Source organism: Rhodococcus sp. PvR099, from assembly GCF_017833315.1.
In the GTDB taxonomy this organism is placed as follows: Bacteria; Actinomycetota; Actinomycetes; order Mycobacteriales; family Mycobacteriaceae; genus Rhodococcus_G; species Rhodococcus_G oryzae.
Genome location: NZ_JAFIBV010000001.1, coordinates 508,311 through 527,965 on the forward strand (window position 1 = coordinate 508,311; position 19,655 = coordinate 527,965).

At 64.2% G+C, this 19,655-nt stretch carries 3 protein-coding genes; all 3 read left to right on the forward strand.

Translation table 11 applies throughout. The features are described 5' to 3' along the window. Nucleotides 1-13: 13 nt before the first annotated feature. From JOE46_RS02415 to JOE46_RS02425, 3 genes are read left to right on the forward strand one after another with little or no spacing between them, the layout of a single operon-like run. Nucleotides 14-4,492: an SDR family NAD(P)-dependent oxidoreductase gene (locus tag JOE46_RS02415; RefSeq protein ID WP_209926120.1), complete on the forward strand. Its 4,479-nt coding sequence runs from the start codon at nt 14-16 to the stop codon at nt 4,490-4,492. 44 nt (nt 4,493-4,536) lie between these two features. Further along, nucleotides 4,537-8,994: a type I polyketide synthase gene (locus tag JOE46_RS02420; RefSeq protein ID WP_209926123.1), complete on the forward strand. Its 4,458-nt coding sequence runs from the start codon at nt 4,537-4,539 to the stop codon at nt 8,992-8,994. Next, nucleotides 8,981-19,639 (forward strand): SDR family NAD(P)-dependent oxidoreductase, encoded by a 10,659-nt coding sequence (locus JOE46_RS02425; protein ID WP_374102912.1) that lies wholly within the window; start codon nt 8,981-8,983, stop codon nt 19,637-19,639. Before JOE46_RS02420 ends, JOE46_RS02425 begins: the two co-directional genes overlap by 14 nt. Nucleotides 19,640-19,655 lie beyond the last annotated feature (16 nt).

The window sequence follows — 19,655 nt, forward strand, 5'->3', positions numbered from 1 at the left end:
CGGGGGAATTCAGATGTCGAGTAACAATGATCAACTTGTCGAAGCGCTACGCAAATCTCTGAAGGAGAACGAGAGACTGCGGGAGCGGAACAACCAGCTCAGTGCTGAGCTCGGCGAGCCGATCGCCATTGTCGCCATGGGATGCCGCTTTGGCGGTGACACCAAGTCTCCGGAGGGCTTGTGGCGAGTCGTTTCGGAAGGCAGGGAGGTACAGTCGCCGATCCCGGACGATCGCGGATGGAACATTCCGGACATAGAGTCGCCGAACGGAAGCCGACCCGCCGCGCTGGCCGGCGGATTCATGGACGGCGTCGCCGACTTCGATGCGGACTTCTTCGGTATTTCGCCCCGCGAAGCTCTCGCGATGGATCCGCAGCAGCGGATCCTGCTCGAGCTGGCCTGGGAGACGATCGAACGGGCGGGCATACCACCAAATACCTTGAAAGGCACCAGGACAGGTGTCTTCGTCGGCTCGAATGGTCCCGACTATGGTATCGCGCTGCACCGCAGCCCCGAGGAGTTCGCGGGGCACTACGCGACCGGCAATGCGCCGAGTGTCGCGTCTGGGCGCATCGCCTACAGCTTCGGGCTCGAGGGCCCGGCCATCACAGTCGACACGGCCTGTTCCTCCTCGCTCGTGACGCTGCATCTTGCTGCGGATTCGCTGCGCCGCGGCGAGTGTTCGCTCGCGCTGGCCGGTGGCGTGACCCTCCTTTCCACGGAGAATGTGTTCAGCGAGTTCTCGCGCCAAGGCGCGCTGTCGCCCGACGGTCGTTGTAAGGCATTCGCGGCGGGGGCCGATGGCACTGGGTGGGGTGAGGGTGCCGGTTTGTTGTTGTTGGAGCGGTTGTCTGATGCTCGGGCGAATGGTCATCGGGTGTTGGCGGTGGTGCGTGGTTCGGCGGTGAATCAGGATGGTGCGTCGAATGGTTTGACCGCGCCGAATGGGCCTTCCCAGCAGCGGGTGATTCGCCAGGCGCTTGCCAATGCCGGATTGTCGGTGACAGACGTGGACGCTGTGGAGGCTCATGGCACGGGTACTAAGCTCGGCGATCCTATTGAGGCGCAAGCCTTGTTGGCGACGTATGGGCAGGGTCGTGAGCGGCCGTTGTGGTTGGGGTCGTTGAAGTCGAATATCGGTCATACGCAGGCGGCTGCGGGTGTGGCAGGTGTGATCAAGATGGTGCTGGCGATGCAGCGGGGTGTGTTGCCGAAGACTTTGCATGTGGATGAGCCGACGCCGCACGTGGATTGGGAATCCGGTGCGGTGGAGTTGCTCACTGAGGCTAAGCCGTGGCCGGAGACCGGTCGGCCGCGACGGGCTGCGGTGTCCTCCTTCGGAATGAGTGGCACCAATGCTCACATCATCCTCGAACAGGGTGATGCCGACCCGATCGTGTCAAATGACTCCGGTCAGGTTGCCATGTTCGCTGTTTCGGGCCACACGGAGCGCGCTCTCCGGGGACAGGCGAGCCGGCTGCTCGATTTCATACGGGACCGCGAGGACCTGAGTATGGCGGACGTCGCGTGGTCGCTGGCGACCACGCGGACGGCTCACAGTCGTCGAGCTGTTGTTACCGGGAACAAGTCCGGGCTTGAGAATGGCCTGGCAAGGCTCGCTTCAGATGTACCTGCTGCCAACGTGTTCGAGGGCGAAGCGAGCTACGGGCGTGATGTGGTTTTTGTGTTTCCGGGTCAGGGTGCGCAGTGGGTTGGTATGGCGGTGGAGTTGTTGGGGTCGTCGCCTGTGTTTGCTTCACGTATGGGTGAGTGTCGGGAGGCGTTGTCGGGGTTCGTTGGGTGGGATTTGTTGGAGGTGTTGTCGGATGAGGGGGCGTTGGCTCGGGTAGACGTGGTGCAGCCGGTGTTGTGGGCGGTGATGGTGTCGTTGGCTGCGGTGTGGGAGTCGTTCGGGGTGCGGCCGTCCGCGGTGGTGGGTCATTCGCAGGGTGAGATCGCGGCGGCGGTGGTGGCTGGTGGGTTGTCGTTGGTGGATGGTGCGCGGGTGGTGGCGTTGCGATCGAAGGCGTTGCGGGGGTTGGCCGGTACTGGGGGGATGGTGTCGGTGGCGCTGCCCTTGGAGGGGTTTGTGGTTCCTGAGGGGTTGGAGGTGGCGGCGGTGAATGGTCCGTCGTCGTTTGTGGTGGCTGGGGACAGGGGGTTGTTGGGGGAGTTGGTAGCCGGGTGTGATCGGGCGCGGTGGGTTCCGGTGGATTACGCGTCGCATTCGGCAGATGTGGATGCGTTGCGGGAGGAGCTGTTGGAGGTGTTGGCACCGGTGGAACCGAGGGTGCCGGTCGTGACGTTTCATTCGACTTGTGGTGGCGGGGCTTTCGATGCGGAGTATTGGTTCCGGAACTTGCGATCACGGGTTGAGTTCGGTCCGGTGGTGGAGCGTCTTGGCGATTGTGTGTTGGTGGAGGTGAGTCCGCATCCGGTGTTGTTGCCGGGTTTGGGGGATCGTTCGGTTGAGTCGTTGCGGCGGGGTGAGGGAGGTTTGGATCGTTTCGTGTCGTCGTTGGGGGCGGCGTGGTTGTTGGGTGTGGAGGTCGATTGGGGTGCGGTGTTTGCGGACGCGCAGCGGGTGGAGTTGCCCTCGTATGCTTTCCAGCACCAGCACTTCTGGCCTCGACAGCTGGAGCATCGCAACACCGCGGTGGGATCGTGGCGTTATCGAATCGATTGGACGGCACTTCCCGAGCCCACGCGCGCAAGGATGACGGGAAGGTGGGCCATCGTCGCTCGCGCTGCGCATGATCGTCTCGCTGTGGCGGTCGACAGCGCCCTTAGGGCCGCAGGTGCGGACGTCGTGCGGATCGAGGTCTCATCCGGCGTCCCCATCACGGACGAGCCACTTCTACCTCGCGTCGATGGCCTTATCTCGCTGTTGGAAGACGCGTCGGAGACGCTGTCTCTGCTTCAGGCGCGTATCGGATCGGAGTCGACGGCGCGGCTGTGGTGCCTGACGTCGGGCGCCGTCGTGATCGACCCCAACGACGTAGTCGACGCCTCCGCCGCGTCGCACTGGGGCCTCGCACGCATCGCGGCGCTGGAGTATCCGAAGGTGTGGGGCGGGGTCGTCGATCTACCCGCGGTATGGGACGCCCGAACCGCCGCACGCTTGTGCTCGGTGCTGACTGGTACCGAGGACCAGGTGGCGATTCGCCCGTCGGGAATCGTTGCTCGTCGCCTGCGGCGACTCACCGAAGCGGAACCCACCGGCCGCTGGAACGCCCGAGGTACCGCACTTGTCACCGGCGGCACGGGTGCTCTCGGCGGACATGTGGCTCGGTGGCTGGCGCGATCCGGGGTCGATCGGCTGGTCCTCACCAGCCGACGGGGGCCGGCCGCACCCGGCGTCACCGAGTTGATCGAAGAGCTCACCGCCCTGGGTGCTGAAGTCGCCGTCGAGGCGTGCGATGTCTCTGACCGCGGAGCAGTGCAACGACTGCTCGAGAAGCACCCTGTCTCATCGGTTTTCCATACCGCTGGTGTGCTCGATGACGGTGTGCTCGAGTCACTGACCCCTGATCGCATGGCGGAAGTTTGGGCGCCCAAAGCCGCTGCGGCGCAATGGCTGCACGAGTTGACCGAGGGGACTGAGTTGTCAGCATTCGTACTGTTCTCCTCGTTCGCCGGTTCCGTCGGCAGTGCTGGCCAGGGAAACTATGCGGCGGCCAATGCCTATCTTGACGCCCTGGCTGTTCAGCGGAGGTCCATCGCGCTACCCGCGACGTCGGTGGCCTGGGGTTCCTGGGGTGATGTGGGCCTGGCCACCGAGGACCCTGTGGTGGTCGCGCGGATGCGCCGCAGCGGCCTGATCCCCATGGACCCGGATCTCGCTATCGAGGCGCTGGAACTATCTCTGGCAGCGGATGACCCGACGCCGGTGGTGGCAGCGGTCGACTGGGCGCGCTTCGCAACGGAATTCACAGCGGTTCGTCCCAGCCCGCTGATCTCGGAGATCGCCGAAGCGCACGGTGCCGGTCGCAATGCCGAATCCAGCTCGGCCGGACTAATCGGCCTGCCGCCGCAGCTTCAGGGTGGCGCGGTTAACGAGCTGGTGCGGGGCACCGTCGCGGCTGTCTTGGGGCAGCCGTCGGCACAGGCAGTCGACATGGGACGCTCTTTTCGCGACATGGGATTCGATTCCCTGACCGCCGTCGAATTGCGGAATCGACTGAGCGCCTCGACCTCGCTGAACTTGGCGACGACACTGGCCTTCGACTATCCGACGCCGGAATCCCTAAGTGCGCATCTGCTCAACCAGCTGTACGGCAGCTCCACCCACTCGGTCTACAAACAGTTCATCGAGTTCGAGGGCGCCTTCTCCGGCATCGAGCCCGGCACAGCGGAACACCGCCGGATCCTGATCCGAATGCGGGCCCTCGCGTCCTCCAAAGTGGCCCCAGCGGACGCGGGCGAAGATTTCGAGAGTGCTTCGGACGATGAGCTTCTTGATCTTATCGGAGAGAAGTTCGGCATCGCCTGATCTGCGAAGCAAGCACGAACCACACTACTGCTGAGAGTATTTCTATGTCTGTTGACGATCGAGCTCGACACCTGTTGCGGCGAATCTCCGCCGAACTGGAAAGCGCGCAGGAGCGCCTGCAATATTTCGAGCAAAGTAGCCATGAGCCCATCGCAATCGTGGCGATGAGCTGCCAATTCGCTGGGGGCATCGACTCACCGGCATCCTTGTGGCAGCTGCTCGCTGCGGGCGACGAGGCGCTCTCTTCGCCGCCCACAGACCGCGGCTGGCAAAGCGCGCCCGACGTGCGCCCTGCTGGATTCCTCACGAACGCTGCGGATTTCGACGCGGACTTCTTCGGAATCTCCCCGCGTGAGGCGCAGGCCATGGATCCCCAGCAGCGGCTGCTGCTGGAATCGTCCTGGGAACTTCTCGAGCATGCGGGAATCGACCCGGCCACCCTGCGCGGCGGGGATGCGGGTGTCTTCATAGGTACGAATGGGCAGGACTATGTATCGGTTGCCGGCGACGCGGTCGAAGATCTGCGTGGGCACGTACTGACAGGCAACGCGGCCAGTGTCCTCTCCGGGCGGCTTTCCTACTTCTACGGCCTCACCGGGCCTTCGTACACTATCGACACTGCTTGCTCGACCTCTCTGGTGGCACTGCACGCCGCTTGCACCGCGTTGCGACGTAAGGAGTGCTCGCTCGCCATCACCGGCGGCGTGACGGTCATGTCGACACCGTTTCTTTTCACCGAGTTCGGCCGGCAAGGCGGGCTCGCCCCGGATGGCCGGTGCAAGGCATTTGCGGCAGCGGCCGATGGCACCGGGTGGGGTGAAGGCGTCGGCATGTTGTTGTTGGAGCGGTTGTCTGATGCTCGGGCGAATGGTCATCGGGTGTTGGCGGTGGTGCGTGGTTCGGCGGTGAATCAGGATGGTGCGTCGAATGGTTTGACCGCGCCGAACGGCCCTTCCCAACAGGAAGTCATCGAACTGGCGTTGCTAAATGCGCAGTTGATGACGTCCGACGTGGACGCTGTGGAGGCTCATGGCACGGGTACTAAGCTCGGCGATCCTATTGAGGCGCAAGCCTTGTTGGCGACGTATGGGCAGGGTCGTGAGCGGCCGTTGTGGTTGGGGTCGTTGAAGTCGAATATCGGTCATACGCAGGCGGCTGCGGGTGTGGCAGGTGTGATCAAGATGGTGCTGGCGATGCAGCGGGGTGTGTTGCCGAAGACTTTGCATGTGGATGAGCCGACGCCGCACGTGGATTGGGAATCCGGTGCGGTGGAGTTGCTCACTGAGGCTAAGCCGTGGCCGGAGACCGGTCGGCCGCGACGGGCTGCGGTGTCCTCCTTCGGTGTGAGCGGCACCAACGCGCATGTCATCGTCGAGCAGGGCGACCTCGGAGATGCTCCGGAGCGCACCGCGACAACCCGGGTGGTTCCGTGGGTCGTGTCGGCGAAGGATGCGAGCGCCCTGAATGCTCAGGTTGATCAAATCCGTTCGCAAGCAACCACTCTCAACGCGGAAGATGTTGGCTATTCACTGACGTTGAAACCCGATTTCGACCATCGGGCGGTGCTGTTCGCGCAGGGCGAGGCGGTGGTGCGTGGGTCTGTGGTCTCGGGTGGTGTGGGTTTTGTGTTCGCGGGTCAGGGTGGTCAGCGTTGGGGGATGGGTGAGGGTCTGTTCGAGGCCTTCCCGGCTTTCGCGCGGGCGGTCGAAGAGGTGCGTACTGCGGGTTTGGTGATCCCGGAGGTCTTGGAGGGAGGTGATGTGTCGAGGACGGGCTTCGCGCAGCCGGCTCTGTTCGAGTTGGAGGTGGGGTTGTTCCGGCTGTTGGAGTCGTGGGGTGTGCGGCCGGATTACCTGCTCGGGCACTCGGTCGGCGAAGTGGCGGCGGCGCATGTTGCGGGTGTGTTGTCGCTCGAGGACGCGGTGCGGTTGGTGAATGCTCGTGCGCAGCTTATGCAGGCCTTGCCGGCTGGCGGGGCGATGGTGGCGATCGCCGCGTCCGAGTCGCAGGTGGTGGCGGAGTTGCAGCCGGGTGTCGCGATTGCGGCGGTGAACGGTCCGTCGTCGGTGGTGGTCGCGGGCGAGGAAGCTGCGGTTCTCGAGGTGGCGTCGCGGTTCTCGCGTTGGAAACGGTTGACGGTCAGCCATGCGTTCCATTCGCCACTGATGGAGCCGATGTTGGATGAGTTCCGTTTAGTTGCTGAGGGTTTGACATATCACGCACCGCGGATTCCTCTAGTATCGACGGTTGCCGTCGGGGCCGATATGTGCTCTCCGGAGTACTGGGTGCAGCAGGTTCGGGAGCCGGTCCGATTCTCGGCGGGCGTTGCGCACCTCGAGTCGCTGGGCGTGCGGACGTTTGTCGAACTAGGGCCGGACGGTGCTCTCACGGCGCTGGTGCCGGAATGCGTGAGCGAGGCGGAGTCGTTGGCGATCCCGGTTCTGCGTCGTGATCGTGAGGAGCCCGAGACCGCGGTGACCGCCCTCGCGGGGTTGTGGACGCGCGGTATCGCGGTCCGGTGGCGGGAGTTGGTAGCCGGGCGTCAGGTGGATCTGCCGACGTACCCTTTCCAACGCCAACGCTATTGGCCCGAGCGCACGCCCACAGCTCATGAGTCCACTCGAGTTGCCGAAGACTTGACCTATCACCTCAACTGGCAACTCGCCGACCTCGCTCCTACGAGCCGCTTGACCGGAAGATGGCTCGTCGTATGTCCAAACCAGCAGGAGTCGGAAGATCTTCGTGCTGCATTCGTGCCGAGATCCGAGACTGTCGAATTCCTGGTTCTCGATGGCGCTGGTCTCGGACGAAGTGCGTGCCGGACGGCGCTGCAAGAGACTGTCACTGACCCGGAACATCTTTCGGGTGTGCTGTCACTGCTCGGTGTCGATGAATCCGCCGGTATGCGTACGACCTTGGCGTTGTACCAGGCGCTGGGCGATGCGGGAATCAGTGCGCCTCTCTGGTGCGCAACCCGTGGCGCGGTCTCGACGGGACCTGACGATCGGGTGGCCTCGCCTCAGCAGGCGCGGATCTGGGGCCTCGGTCGGGCAGCCGCATTCGAAACCCCGGACCGGTGGGGAGGCCTGATCGATCTCCCGGATCGCCTTGATGCGGCGACTCTTGATCGATTGTGCTCGGTGGTTGATACGGACACCGATGAAGATCAGATCGCGCTCCGGCCGGAAGGCGTGTTTGTGCGGCGGTTGGTTCGGGGGCCGTCGCTACATATGGCCAAGGGCGAGCCGCTGAGCGGAAGCGTCCTGATAACAGGTGGTACCGGTGCGCTGGGAGGCCACGTGGCACGGTGGGCGATCACCAAGGGAGCAGAACATGTCGTGCTCGTCAGCCGCAGAGGCGACAGCGCTCCGGGTAGCCGGGCACTCGTTGATGAGCTGCAGGGCCTTGGCGCGCGGATCACGGTCGCGGCATGCGATATTGCCGATCGGGACGCACTGGAAGCGCTACTTGCGGAGCTGCCCGAGAATCATCCGTTGACAACCGTAATCCATGCGGCTGGCGTTCTAGATGATGGTGTCCTGGATAGCTTGACCCCTGAGCGGTTCGCCGCCGTCGCACGTCCGAAGGTCGATGCGACCTTGGTCCTTCATGAGCTCACGGCGCAGCACAACCTGAGGGCATTCGTGGTGTTCTCATCGTTTGCAGGGGCGATCGGTGGTGCCGGGCAGGGGAATTACGCATCCGCAAACTCCTTCCTCGATGCGTTTGCCGATCAGCGTCGAGCACTCGGAGAGCCGGTCACTTCCGTCGCATGGGGTGCCTGGGCTGGCGGCGGGATGGCGTCGTCGGACACCGGGGTGATCGACCGACTGCGCCGCAATGGCGTTCGACCCATGGAGCCGTTGGATGCACTCGCTGCGCTGGACCGGGCACTGACTTGCCACGACGGGTCCGTCGTAATTGCCGACATCGACTGGCCTTCGTTCATACCCGGATTCACGCGCACCCGCCCCAGTCGATTGCTGACGGACGTCACGGAAACGCCCGCGGTGAGCAAACCAGAACTGAACCTTGCCGGTCTTTCGAAGGCCGAGCGCCGCGAAGCCCTGCTGATACTGGTGTGCGAACAGGCCTCGGCGGTGCTAGGGCGCGGTGCGGCGAGCTTGAATGATAGTCAAAGACCTTGGCGAGATATGGGTCTTGACTCACTGATGGCGGTCGAGTTGCGCAATGCGTTGCGCGCCGCGACCGGGCTTGCCTTGTCGGCGACGGTCGTCTTCGACGAACCGAATCCGAGCGCGCTGGCAGACTTCCTGGAAGCCGAGTTGGGCGGCGACGAGCCGATGCAATGGCTTCACGATTTCGAAAGGCTTTCAGCGCAATTGGTTGATCTCGACACTGAGAGCATTCGGGCCGACGCAGTCACCCGGATCGAAGCGCTGCTGGATCAGCTCCGGGGCGGCATGGATGCTGCGGAGCTGGAAATGGCTGGCGCTGATGACGTATTCGCATATATCGACCAGAAGTATGGGGCACGTTGAGATGACAAACGAAGAGAAACTCCTCCAGTACCTGAAGCGTGTCACCGCGGACCTGGACGTGGCAAATCGCAAACTTCGGGATGCCGAGGAACGGTGTGCCGAGCCCATCGCGATCGTCGGAATGAGCTGCCGATTCCCAGGCAGCGCTGATACTCCCGAGGGGCTGTGGTCATTGCTCGAGCGTGAAGCCGACGCCTTCATAGATTTTCCGGCAGATCGCGGATGGGACCTGGCGGCGCTCTACGATCCTGATCCGGAGAGTTTCGGCACGAGCTATGTCCGTAGTGGCGGCTTCCTCGAGGCGATCTCCGAATTCGATGCTGGATTCTTCGGACTGAGTCCTCGTGAGGTACGCGCCATGGACCCCCAGCAGCGACTGCTGCTGGAAGTTTCGTGGGAGGCATTCGAACGTGCCGGCCTCGATTTCGAGGCCGTGCGCGGCAGCGCCACCGGTGTCTTCGTTGGAACGAACGGGCAGGACTACGCCACCCTGGCCACTTCGATGCCCGAGGGCTCGGAAGGGTACGTCGGCACTGGAAACGCCGCAAGTGTGCTGTCGGGCAGGCTGTCCTACGTCATGGGGCTGGAGGGGCCCGCAATGACCGTTGACACTGCATGTTCCTCCTCGCTCGTCACGACGCACCTGGCCGCCGAATCCCTGCGACGGGGTGAGTGCTCGCTCGCCATCGCCGCCGGTGTGACCTTGATGTCCACCCCACGGGCATTCGTCGAATTCAGCAGGCAGCGGGGTCTGGCCCCCGATGGTCGTTGTAAGCCGTTTGCGGCGGGGGCCGATGGCACTGGGTGGGGTGAGGGTGCCGGTTTGTTGTTGTTGGAGCGGTTGTCTGATGCTCGGGCGAATGGTCATCGGGTGTTGGCGGTGGTGCGTGGTTCGGCGGTGAATCAGGATGGTGCGTCGAATGGTTTGACCGCGCCGAATGGGCCTTCCCAGCAGCGGGTGATTCGCCAGGCGCTTGCCAATGCCGGATTGTCGGTGACAGACGTGGACGCTGTGGAGGCTCATGGCACGGGTACTAAGCTCGGCGATCCTATTGAGGCGCAAGCCTTGTTGGCGACGTATGGGCAGGGTCGTGAGCGGCCGTTGTGGTTGGGGTCGTTGAAGTCGAATATCGGTCATACGCAGGCGGCTGCGGGTGTGGCAGGTGTGATCAAGATGGTGCTGGCGATGCAGCGGGGTGTGTTGCCGAAGACTTTGCATGTGGATGAGCCGACGCCGCACGTGGATTGGGAATCCGGTGCGGTGGAGTTGCTCACTGAGGCTAAGCCGTGGCCGGAGACCGGTCGGCCGCGACGGGCTGCGGTGTCCTCCTTCGGTGTGAGCGGCACCAACGCGCATGTCATCGTCGAGCAGGGCGACCTCGGAGATGCTCCGGAGCGCACCGCGACAACCCGGGTGGTTCCGTGGGTCGTGTCGGCGAAGGATGCGAGCGCCCTGAATGCTCAGGTTGATCAAATCCGTTCGCAAGCAACCACTCTCAACGCGGAAGATGTTGGCTATTCACTGACGTTGAAACCCGATTTCGACCATCGGGCGGTGCTGTTCGCGCAGGGCGAGGCGGTGGTGCGTGGGTCTGTGGTCTCGGGTGGTGTGGGTTTTGTGTTCGCGGGTCAGGGTGGTCAGCGTTGGGGGATGGGTGAGGGTCTGTTCGAGGCCTTCCCGGCTTTCGCGCGGGCGGTCGAAGAGGTGCGTACTGCGGGTTTGGTGATCCCGGAGGTCTTGGAGGGAGGTGATGTGTCGAGGACGGGCTTCGCGCAGCCGGCTCTGTTCGAGTTGGAGGTGGGGTTGTTCCGGCTGTTGGAGTCGTGGGGTGTGCGGCCGGATTACCTGCTCGGGCACTCGGTCGGCGAAGTGGCGGCGGCGCATGTTGCGGGTGTGTTGTCGCTCGAGGACGCGGTGCGGTTGGTGAATGCTCGTGCGCAGCTTATGCAGGCCTTGCCGGCTGGCGGGGCGATGGTGGCGATCGCCGCGTCCGAGTCGCAGGTGGTGGCGGAGTTGCAGCCGGGTGTCGCGATTGCGGCGGTGAACGGTCCGTCGTCGGTGGTGGTCGCGGGCGAGGAAGCTGCGGTTCTCGAGGTGGCGTCGCGGTTCTCGCGTTGGAAACGGTTGACGGTCAGCCATGCGTTCCATTCGCCACTGATGGAGCCGATGTTGGATGAGTTCCGTTTAGTTGCTGAGGGTTTGACATATCACGCACCGCGGATTCCTCTAGTATCGACGGTTGCCGTCGGGGCCGATATGTGCTCTCCGGAGTACTGGGTGCAGCAGGTTCGGGAGCCGGTCCGATTCTCGGCGGGCGTTGCGCACCTCGAGTCGCTGGGCGTGCGGACGTTTGTCGAACTAGGGCCGGACGGTGCTCTCACGGCGCTGGTGCCGGAATGCGTGAGCGAGGCGGAGTCGTTGGCGATCCCGGTTCTGCGTCGTGATCGTGAGGAGCCCGAGACCGCGGTGACCGCCCTCGCGGGGTTGTGGACGCGCGGTATCGCGGTCCGGTGGCGGGAGTTGGTAGCCGGGCGTCAGGTGGATCTGCCGACGTACCCTTTCCAACGCCAACGCTATTGGCCCGAGCGCACGCCCACAGCGGATGTCGCCGCCGCCGGTTTGGGAGCTGCCGAACACCCGCTCCTGGGGGCAATAGTCACCCTCGCAGATTCCGACCAAGTTGTATTCACCAGCAGGCTGTCGACCCTGACTCACCCCTGGTTAGCAGACCACCAGGTCATGGGGGAGGTGCTTGTCCCGGGAACCGCATTCGTTGAACTGGCTGTTCGCGTTGGCAATCAGCTGGGCTGCGCGGTCGTGGACGAACTGACCCTCGAAGTGCCACTTGTGCTACCTGATGGCGGCGCAGCACAGGTGCAGATCTTCGCCGGCCCGGCAGCTGACAACGGCAGCCGCGTTGTCACTTTCTATTCCCGGTTGAACGACGGCGCCTGGACCCGGAATGCAACAGGTGCCCTTGCGGTCTCGGGCCCGGCTGAACCGATTTCGCTCGACGAATGGCCGCCGCTAGGAGCGGACCCGGTGCCCGTGGATGGGCATTACGATCACCTGAATGCTTCGGGGTTCGGTTACGGGCCCGCTTTCCAGGGCCTACGTGCTGTCTGGCGCCGCGGTGACGAGCTGTTCGCCGAAGTACAGCTTCCGCCACACGCCGAGGACGGACGTTTTGGGCTGCATCCAGCCTTGCTGGACGCAGCCCTGCACGCCATCGGGTTCGGACCACTGCTGGAGGAGACCGGCGCGGTCCTGCCTTTCTCGTGGAACGGCGTCGCATTGCACAAACCGGGTGCGACAGGCATTCGGGTGCGACTGTCCCGTTCGGGCGGCGGTGTCATGCTCGAGCTCGCCGACACTGCCGGACAACCTGTTGCCACCATCGATACACTGGCACTGCGCCCGGTCGGGCAGCAGCGCGTCGGGTACCACAGTGATTCCCTCTTCCGGCTGACCTGGGTTGAGGTGGAGGTCGGCCGCACGAGCATCGACCAGCCGGTTTGGATCATCACCCCCGCCGACCTGGCCGCCCTGGATGTCGTCCCGGCAACTGTGTACGTAGCATGCTCGGCCACAACGGATCTTCCGGTGGACAGTCACACCGCTGTCCACCGTGTGCTTGCGCTTCTGCAAGCCTGGCTTGCCGATAGCCGCTGTGCCGCTGCACAACTCGTATTCGTAACCCGCCGTGCGACTGCAGTCCGCGACAATGAGGACATCGTCGATCTCGGCCACGCGGCGGTGCGTGGTTTGGTCCGGTCGGCACAGACCGAGAATCCCGCCACATTCGGGCTGATAGACGTCGATGACGAGCCCGACAGCATGGCCGTCTATCCAGACGCCGACGAGCCGGAGCTCGCGATCCGTGATGGGCGGTTCTTCGTGCCGCGGCTCATCCGAGCTGCTCCTCAGGACTCCCACTTCGAGTGGCAGCCAGACGATTGCGTCCTGATCACTGGTGGCACCGGCGGTCTGGGCGCACTCCACGCCCGTCACCTGGTGCACACCCACGGTGTCCGGAACCTCGTTCTCGTCAGCCGGCGCGGCGCGGATTCCCCTGGCGCAACCGAGCTCGCGGCGGAGTTGACAGACGCGGGAGCCAACGTGCGCCTCGCGGCCTGCGATGTGACCGACCGCGACGCGGTCAGTCGGCTACTGGACGGACTGTCGGTAACCGCCGTCGTGCACGCCGCCGGCGTGCTCGATGACGGTGTGGTCGGTTCGCTGACACCGGAGCGTGTGGACACCGTGCTCGCCCCCAAGGTCGATGCGGCATGGCATCTGCACGAGCTGACCCTCAACCGTGAGCTCCGCGCGTTCCTGCTCTTCTCCTCCGCATCGGGTGTACTGGGCGCCCCCGGACAAGGCAGCTACGCCGCTGCCAACTCGTTCCTCGACGCTTTGGCAACGCACCGGCGTGCGAACGGGCTCCAGGCTACGTCCCTGGCCTGGGGTCTCTGGAGCGGCAGTGGCATGGGCAAGGAACTGGGATCGACCGATCGCAAACGCATTTCGGAATCCGGTGTCGCGCAACTTGAGATCGGAGAAGGACTGGCGCTCTTCGATGCCGGCTGTTCGGCTGCGAGTCCGGTTATCGTGCCCGCGAACCTACAGTTACCGGCGCTGAGCATGGACGAACCGCCGGCGGTGTTCCGCCTGCTCGTGCGCAAGACGACCGCGCAGCCGACCAAGGTGGACGCGGATGTCACCAGTGTGGTTCGAGAACACCTCGCGCACGTGCTCGGGCACAGCTCCGGCGCCTCGATCGACTTCGATCGGGCCTTCACCGAGCTCGGTTTTGATTCCCTCACCGCGGTGGACCTCCGAAACCGCTTGGCTGCGGCGACGGGATTCCGGTTGCCCGCGACCTTGGTGTTCGACTACCCCACACCAGCCGCGCTCGTTGAGTACATCCGCACCCAACATTCCGCTCCGATGACTACGGCGCCGCGGGCCGTCGAATCGACGACGAGTACCGACGATCCGATCGTGGTAGTGGGCATGGCCTGCCGATACCCGGGTGGCGTGACCTCTCCCGGCGAACTATGGAACGTCGCGGCACGAGGCCGAGACAGGATTTCGGAGTTCCCCACCGATCGAGGTTGGGATACTTCGCAGCTCTTCGATTCCGATCCGGACGCGCCGGGGCGATCGTATGTACGCGAAGGCGGGTTCCTCGATGACGTCGCTGGATTCGATGCCGGATTCTTCGGGATCTCGCCGCGCGAGGCACTCGCAATGGATCCTCAGCAACGCCTCATGCTCGAAGTGTCTTGGGAGGCATTCGAATACGCAGGAATCGACCCGGCAGGGATGCGCGGTTCCGAAACGGGGGTCTTCGCCGGTGTCATGTACCACGACTATGGATCGATCCTTGCAGAACACATGGAGGAAGTCGGCGGATACCTCAGCACCGGAAACGCCGGCAGTGTCCTATCCGGGCGTATTTCATACTCCTTTGGTTTCGAGGGCCCGGCCCTCACCGTCGACACGGCCTGCTCGTCGTCGCTTGTCGCGCTGCACCTTGCTGCGGATTCGCTGCGCCGTGGCGAGTGTTCGCTCGCACTCGCCGGCGGTGTGACCGTGATGTCCACACCCGGAACCTTCGTGGAGTTTTCGCGACAGCGTGGTCTGTCGCCGGACGGCCGTTGCAAGTCGTTCGCCGCCGCGGCGGACGGCACTGGGTGGGGTGAGGGCGTGGGCGTTGTGTTGTTGGAGCGGTTGTCTGATGCTCGGGCGAATGGTCATCGGGTGTTGGCGGTGGTGCGTGGTTCGGCGGTGAATCAGGATGGTGCGTCGAATGGTTTGACCGCGCCGAATGGGCCTTCCCAGCAGCGGGTGATTCGCCAGGCGCTTGCCAATGCCGGATTGTCGGTGACAGACGTGGACGCTGTGGAGGCTCATGGCACGGGTACTAAGCTCGGCGATCCTATTGAGGCGCAAGCCTTGTTGGCGACGTATGGGCAGGGTCGTGAGCGGCCGTTGTGGTTGGGGTCGTTGAAGTCGAATATCGGTCATACGCAGGCGGCTGCGGGTGTGGCAGGTGTGATCAAGATGGTGCTGGCGATGCAGCGGGGTGTGTTGCCGAAGACTTTGCATGTGGATGAGCCGACGCCGCACGTGGATTGGGAATCCGGTGCGGTGGAGTTGCTCACTGAGGCTAAGCCGTGGCCGGAGACCGGTCGGCCGCGACGGGCTGCGGTGTCCTCCTTCGGTGTGAGCGGAACGAATGCGCATGTGATTCTCGAACAGGGCGACCTCGAGGCTGTGACGAATCAGGTTTCGGGTGCGCAATTGGCGATGGCGCCGCCCGTGGTGCCGTGGATGCTGTCGGCCAAGTCCCCGGCCGGCCTGCGCGGCCAGGCCGCTCGCCTCGCCGAACACGTGAACTCGCAGCCCGGGGTGCCGATCGACGATCTTGGGTGGTCGTTGGCAACGAACCGATCACACCTCGAATACCGGGCCGTGGTGATGACGTCTGACCACTCGGAGGGCCTTCTCGCGCTCACACGGCTGGCCGAGGGCAAGCCTTCGGAACGCGTACTCGAAGGGGCCGCGCGTGGGCAGTCAAATGTGGTTTTTGTGTTTCCGGGTCAGGGTGCGCAGTGGGTTGGTATGGCGGTGGAGTTGTTGGGGTCGTCGCCTGTGTTTGCTTCACGTATGGGTGAGTGTCGGGAGGCGTTGTCGGGGTTCGTTGGGTGGGATTTGTTGGAGGTGTTGTCGGATGAGGGGGCGTTGGCTCGGGTAGACGTGGTGCAGCCGGTGTTGTGGGCGGTGATGGTGTCGTTGGCTGCGGTGTGGGAGTCGTTCGGGGTGCGGCCGTCCGCGGTGGTGGGTCATTCGCAGGGTGAGATCGCGGCGGCGGTGGTGGCTGGTGGGTTGTCGTTGGTGGATGGTGCGCGGGTGGTGGCGTTGCGATCGAAGGCGTTGCGGGGGTTGGCCGGTACTGGGGGGATGGTGTCGGTGGCGCTGCCCTTGGAGGGGTTTGTGGTTCCTGAGGGGTTGGAGGTGGCGGCGGTGAATGGTCCGTCGTCGTTTGTGGTGGCTGGGGACAGGGGGTTGTTGGGGGAGTTGGTAGCCGGGTGTGATCGGGCGCGGTGGGTTCCGGTGGATTACGCGTCGCATTCGGCAGATGTGGATGCGTTGCGGGAGGAGCTGTTGGAGGTGTTGGCACCGGTGGAACCGAGGGTGCCGGTCGTGACGTTTCATTCGACTTGTGGTGGCGGGGCTTTCGATGCGGAGTATTGGTTCCGGAACTTGCGATCACGGGTTGAGTTCGGTCCGGTGGTGGAGCGTCTTGGCGATTGTGTGTTGGTGGAGGTGAGTCCGCATCCGGTGTTGTTGCCGGGTTTGGGGGATCGTTCGGTTGAGTCGTTGCGGCGGGGTGAGGGAGGTTTGGATCGTTTCGTGTCGTCGTTGGGGGCGGCGTGGTTGTTGGGTGTGGAGGTCGATTGGGGTGCGGTGTTTGCGGACGCGCAGCGGGTGGAGTTGCCCTCGTATGCTTTCCAGCACCAGCACTTTTGGCCGGAGATTGTTGGCAGCAGCGGCGATGTCAGCGTCGCCGGACTGGAGAAGGTCGAACATCCGTTGCTCGGCGCGGCCATGCTCGCACCGGATTCCGATGGCGTCACCTTCACGGGCAGACTGTCGGCACGGACTCATCCCTGGCTTGCCGATCATCGCGTCGGCACTGACATCGTAGTGCCGGGCGCGGTTTTGATCGAACTCGTGTGGCATGCGGGAACCTATGTAGACTGCGGTCGTGTTGAGGACCTGACACTCGAAGTTCCTCTGGTGCTTCCGGAGGACGGCTCGGTCCAGCTCCAGATTCTGGTGGGAGCCACTCAGGACGACGGCCGCCGCGACGTCGTGGTTTACGCGAGGGCGGCAGCTGAATCCTGGACCCGGCACGCTGCTGGTTCGGTTGCTTCCGGTCCGAAGCCAGCGGCAGCGCAGTTAGATTCATGGCCACCCGCGGGCGCTGAGCCGGTTGATGTGAACGACCTCTACGCTGAGCTGGCATCGGTCGGACTGAACTACGGTTCGGCATTTCGCGGCGTGCGCGCGGCCTGGCGGAGCGACGACGAAGTATTCGCAGATGTGTGGCTGCCCGACACCGGGCAGGCCGGGTTTGGTGTGCATCCGGCGATCCTGGATTCCGCCCTGCACACCATCGGACTCGGCGACTCCTTCGGAACCGGCTCCGCACGAATGCCTTTCGCGTGGTCTGGGGTGTCACTGCTCCCCGGCACGGCTGATTCGGCTCGTGTCTCGATCGGACGCGTTGGAGAACACAGCGTTTCGGTCAACGTCACAGACGAGCGCGGAGCGGCCCTCGTCGAGGTTGAGTCGCTGGTGCTCAGACCGGTTGCGGTGCAAAGCGATGCCTTGTTCGAGGTGGCCTGGAACCCAGTGCGCGGCGCACAAGTGCAGGCGCCGAAGCACACCGTCATTGAGGTCGCCGGCGACCTGCGCGAGGCCGTGCATCAGGCGCTCGACGTGGTGCAGCGAGCACTCTCAGAGGACGGACCCGTCGTGGTCTTCGTGACGAGGCGAGCGGTCGCCGTCGCCGGCGAATCCGTCGACGATCTCTCCGGTGCCGCTGTCTGGGGGCTGGTTCGGTCCGCTCAGTCGGAGCACCCAGGCCGCTTCGTCCTGCTCGACCTGGATGAACAGGACTTCGGCGAGTGGATGATCGTCTCCGGCGAACCGCAACTGGCGATCCGCGGTTCGGCTATATTGACGGCTCGCCTGATCAGGGCGCGGGCGCCGCAGCCGAACTCCGAACCGCACTTCGCCGCCGGTGGGACCGTCCTGATCACCGGCGGAACCGGTGCACTGGGACAAGCGGTCGCCCAACATCTAATCGCGACGCACGGTGTTCGCCACCTGGTACTGGCGAGCCGCAGCGGAGGTTCAGCCGAATTTGCCACGAATCCCGATGTTTCGGTGCGGGTCGTCGCCTGCGATATCGCCGATCGCTCCGACGTGCGGCGGCTGCTGGCTTCGATACCGGCCGAGCATCCGCTAACCGGTGTCGTGCATGCCGCGGGCGTGCTCGACGACTGTCTGGTGGAATCGCTGACCCCTGAGCGTCTCGACGTCGTTCTGGCGGCTAAGACCGACGGCGCTCGCCACCTGCACGACCTGGTTGGCGATGTCGATGCCTTCGTGCTCTTCTCGTCGGCCTCAGGTGTCCTCGGTGCCCCTGGACAGGCCGCGTATGCCGCTGCCAACACCTATCTCGACGGCCTGGCCTCGATGCGACGCGGCGCGGGGCTGCCCGCCATCTCGCTGGCGTGGGGGCTTTGGGAAACCCCGAGCAGCCGTATGGCGGCAGGCGCGGAACAGCGCGGTTCGCTGGTGCGTGCACTCGGTATCGAAGAGGGTCTCGGCCTATTTGATGCCGGTCTCCGTATGGCCGAAGCTCTGGTGGTACCAGTTCGTTTCGACATTCATGAGCTCCGCGCACGCGCAGGCGGCGAAGGGGTGCCGAGCATTCTGCGGGAGCTGGTGCCGCGGGCAGAACGCCGTGATCAGCGGTCTGTCGCGCCATCGGTGCTGGAAACGATCCTGGAACACACCGCGGTCGTCCTCGGCCACGAGTCGGCCGCGGAGGTCGACACGGACCGTGGCTTCCTGGAACAGGGTTTCGACTCGCTCACCTCGGTTCGCCTGCGAAACCGGATCGAGAACGCACTCGGCGTGCGCATGTCGACCACCGCGATTTTCGACCATTCAACGCCCGCCGCTCTGGCCGAATACCTGCAGCAGCGGCTCGAACTGCCCGAGCCACGGTCGAGTTCCGAACGGCCCCAGCAGATTCGAGCGCTCTATCGTCAGGCATGTCTTGATGGCAAGGTCGTGGAGGCGGGAGAACTGCTCGCGGCCGCGTCGAATCTGCGTCCGACCTTTGACGATGCGGCCGGCCGCGTGGTGGACGGCCTGTGGTTGTCCGAAGATGTGGGTGTAGAGCCGATCCTGATCTGCCTGCCGTCGCTGACCGCCATGTCGGGTCCGCATCAGTACGCCCGTTTTGCTGAAGGCTTCCGAGGTCAGCGGGGCGTGGCTGTCGTGCAGGTGCCCGGATATGTCGAGGGTGAGCCGCTGCCGCAGACGATCGACACTATCGTCGCGGCAGTCGCCGACGCGGCATTGCGCCTCGCGGATGGACGGGCATCCGTGCTTGTCGGCTACTCGTCGGGGGGATGGCTCGCTTCGGAAGTGGTGGCTCGCCTGGATAATGCCGGCCACGGGCCGCAGGCGCTCGTACTGCTCGACACCTTCCTACCCAAGGACGCGGCGTCGACGGAATTCCGGTCCGCGATGACGAATTCCATGTTCGCGCGTGAGCAGGACTTCGACCTGCTCACCGACGTACGGCTGACAGCGATGGGCGGGTACTTCCGACTGTTCGCAGGTTGGGAGCCATCCATCACCAGGGTGCCAACGGTACTTGTGCGCGCAAAGGAGTCGTTCGTCCATGATGGTGAATATGAGGCGCAGTGGCCGCTGGAGCATCGCGTAATCGACGCTCCAGGCGATCATTTCACAATATTGGAGTCGAACGCTGCTTCTACCGCCGCGCTTATCGACCTCGAACTCTTCACAATTCCGATGGAAAGCTGATATGATCTTGTTGGGG

Bases quoted from the DNA above. Each gene is read 5' to 3' on its own strand.
- JOE46_RS02415 (WP_209926120.1), top strand. From the start codon at position 14: ATGTCGAGTAACAATGATCAACTTGTCGAAGCGCTACGCAAATCTCTG.
- JOE46_RS02420 (WP_209926123.1), top strand. From the start codon at position 4,537: ATGTCTGTTGACGATCGAGCTCGACACCTGTTGCGGCGAATCTCCGCC.
- JOE46_RS02425 (WP_374102912.1), top strand. From the start codon at position 8,981: ATGGGGCACGTTGAGATGACAAACGAAGAGAAACTCCTCCAGTACCTG.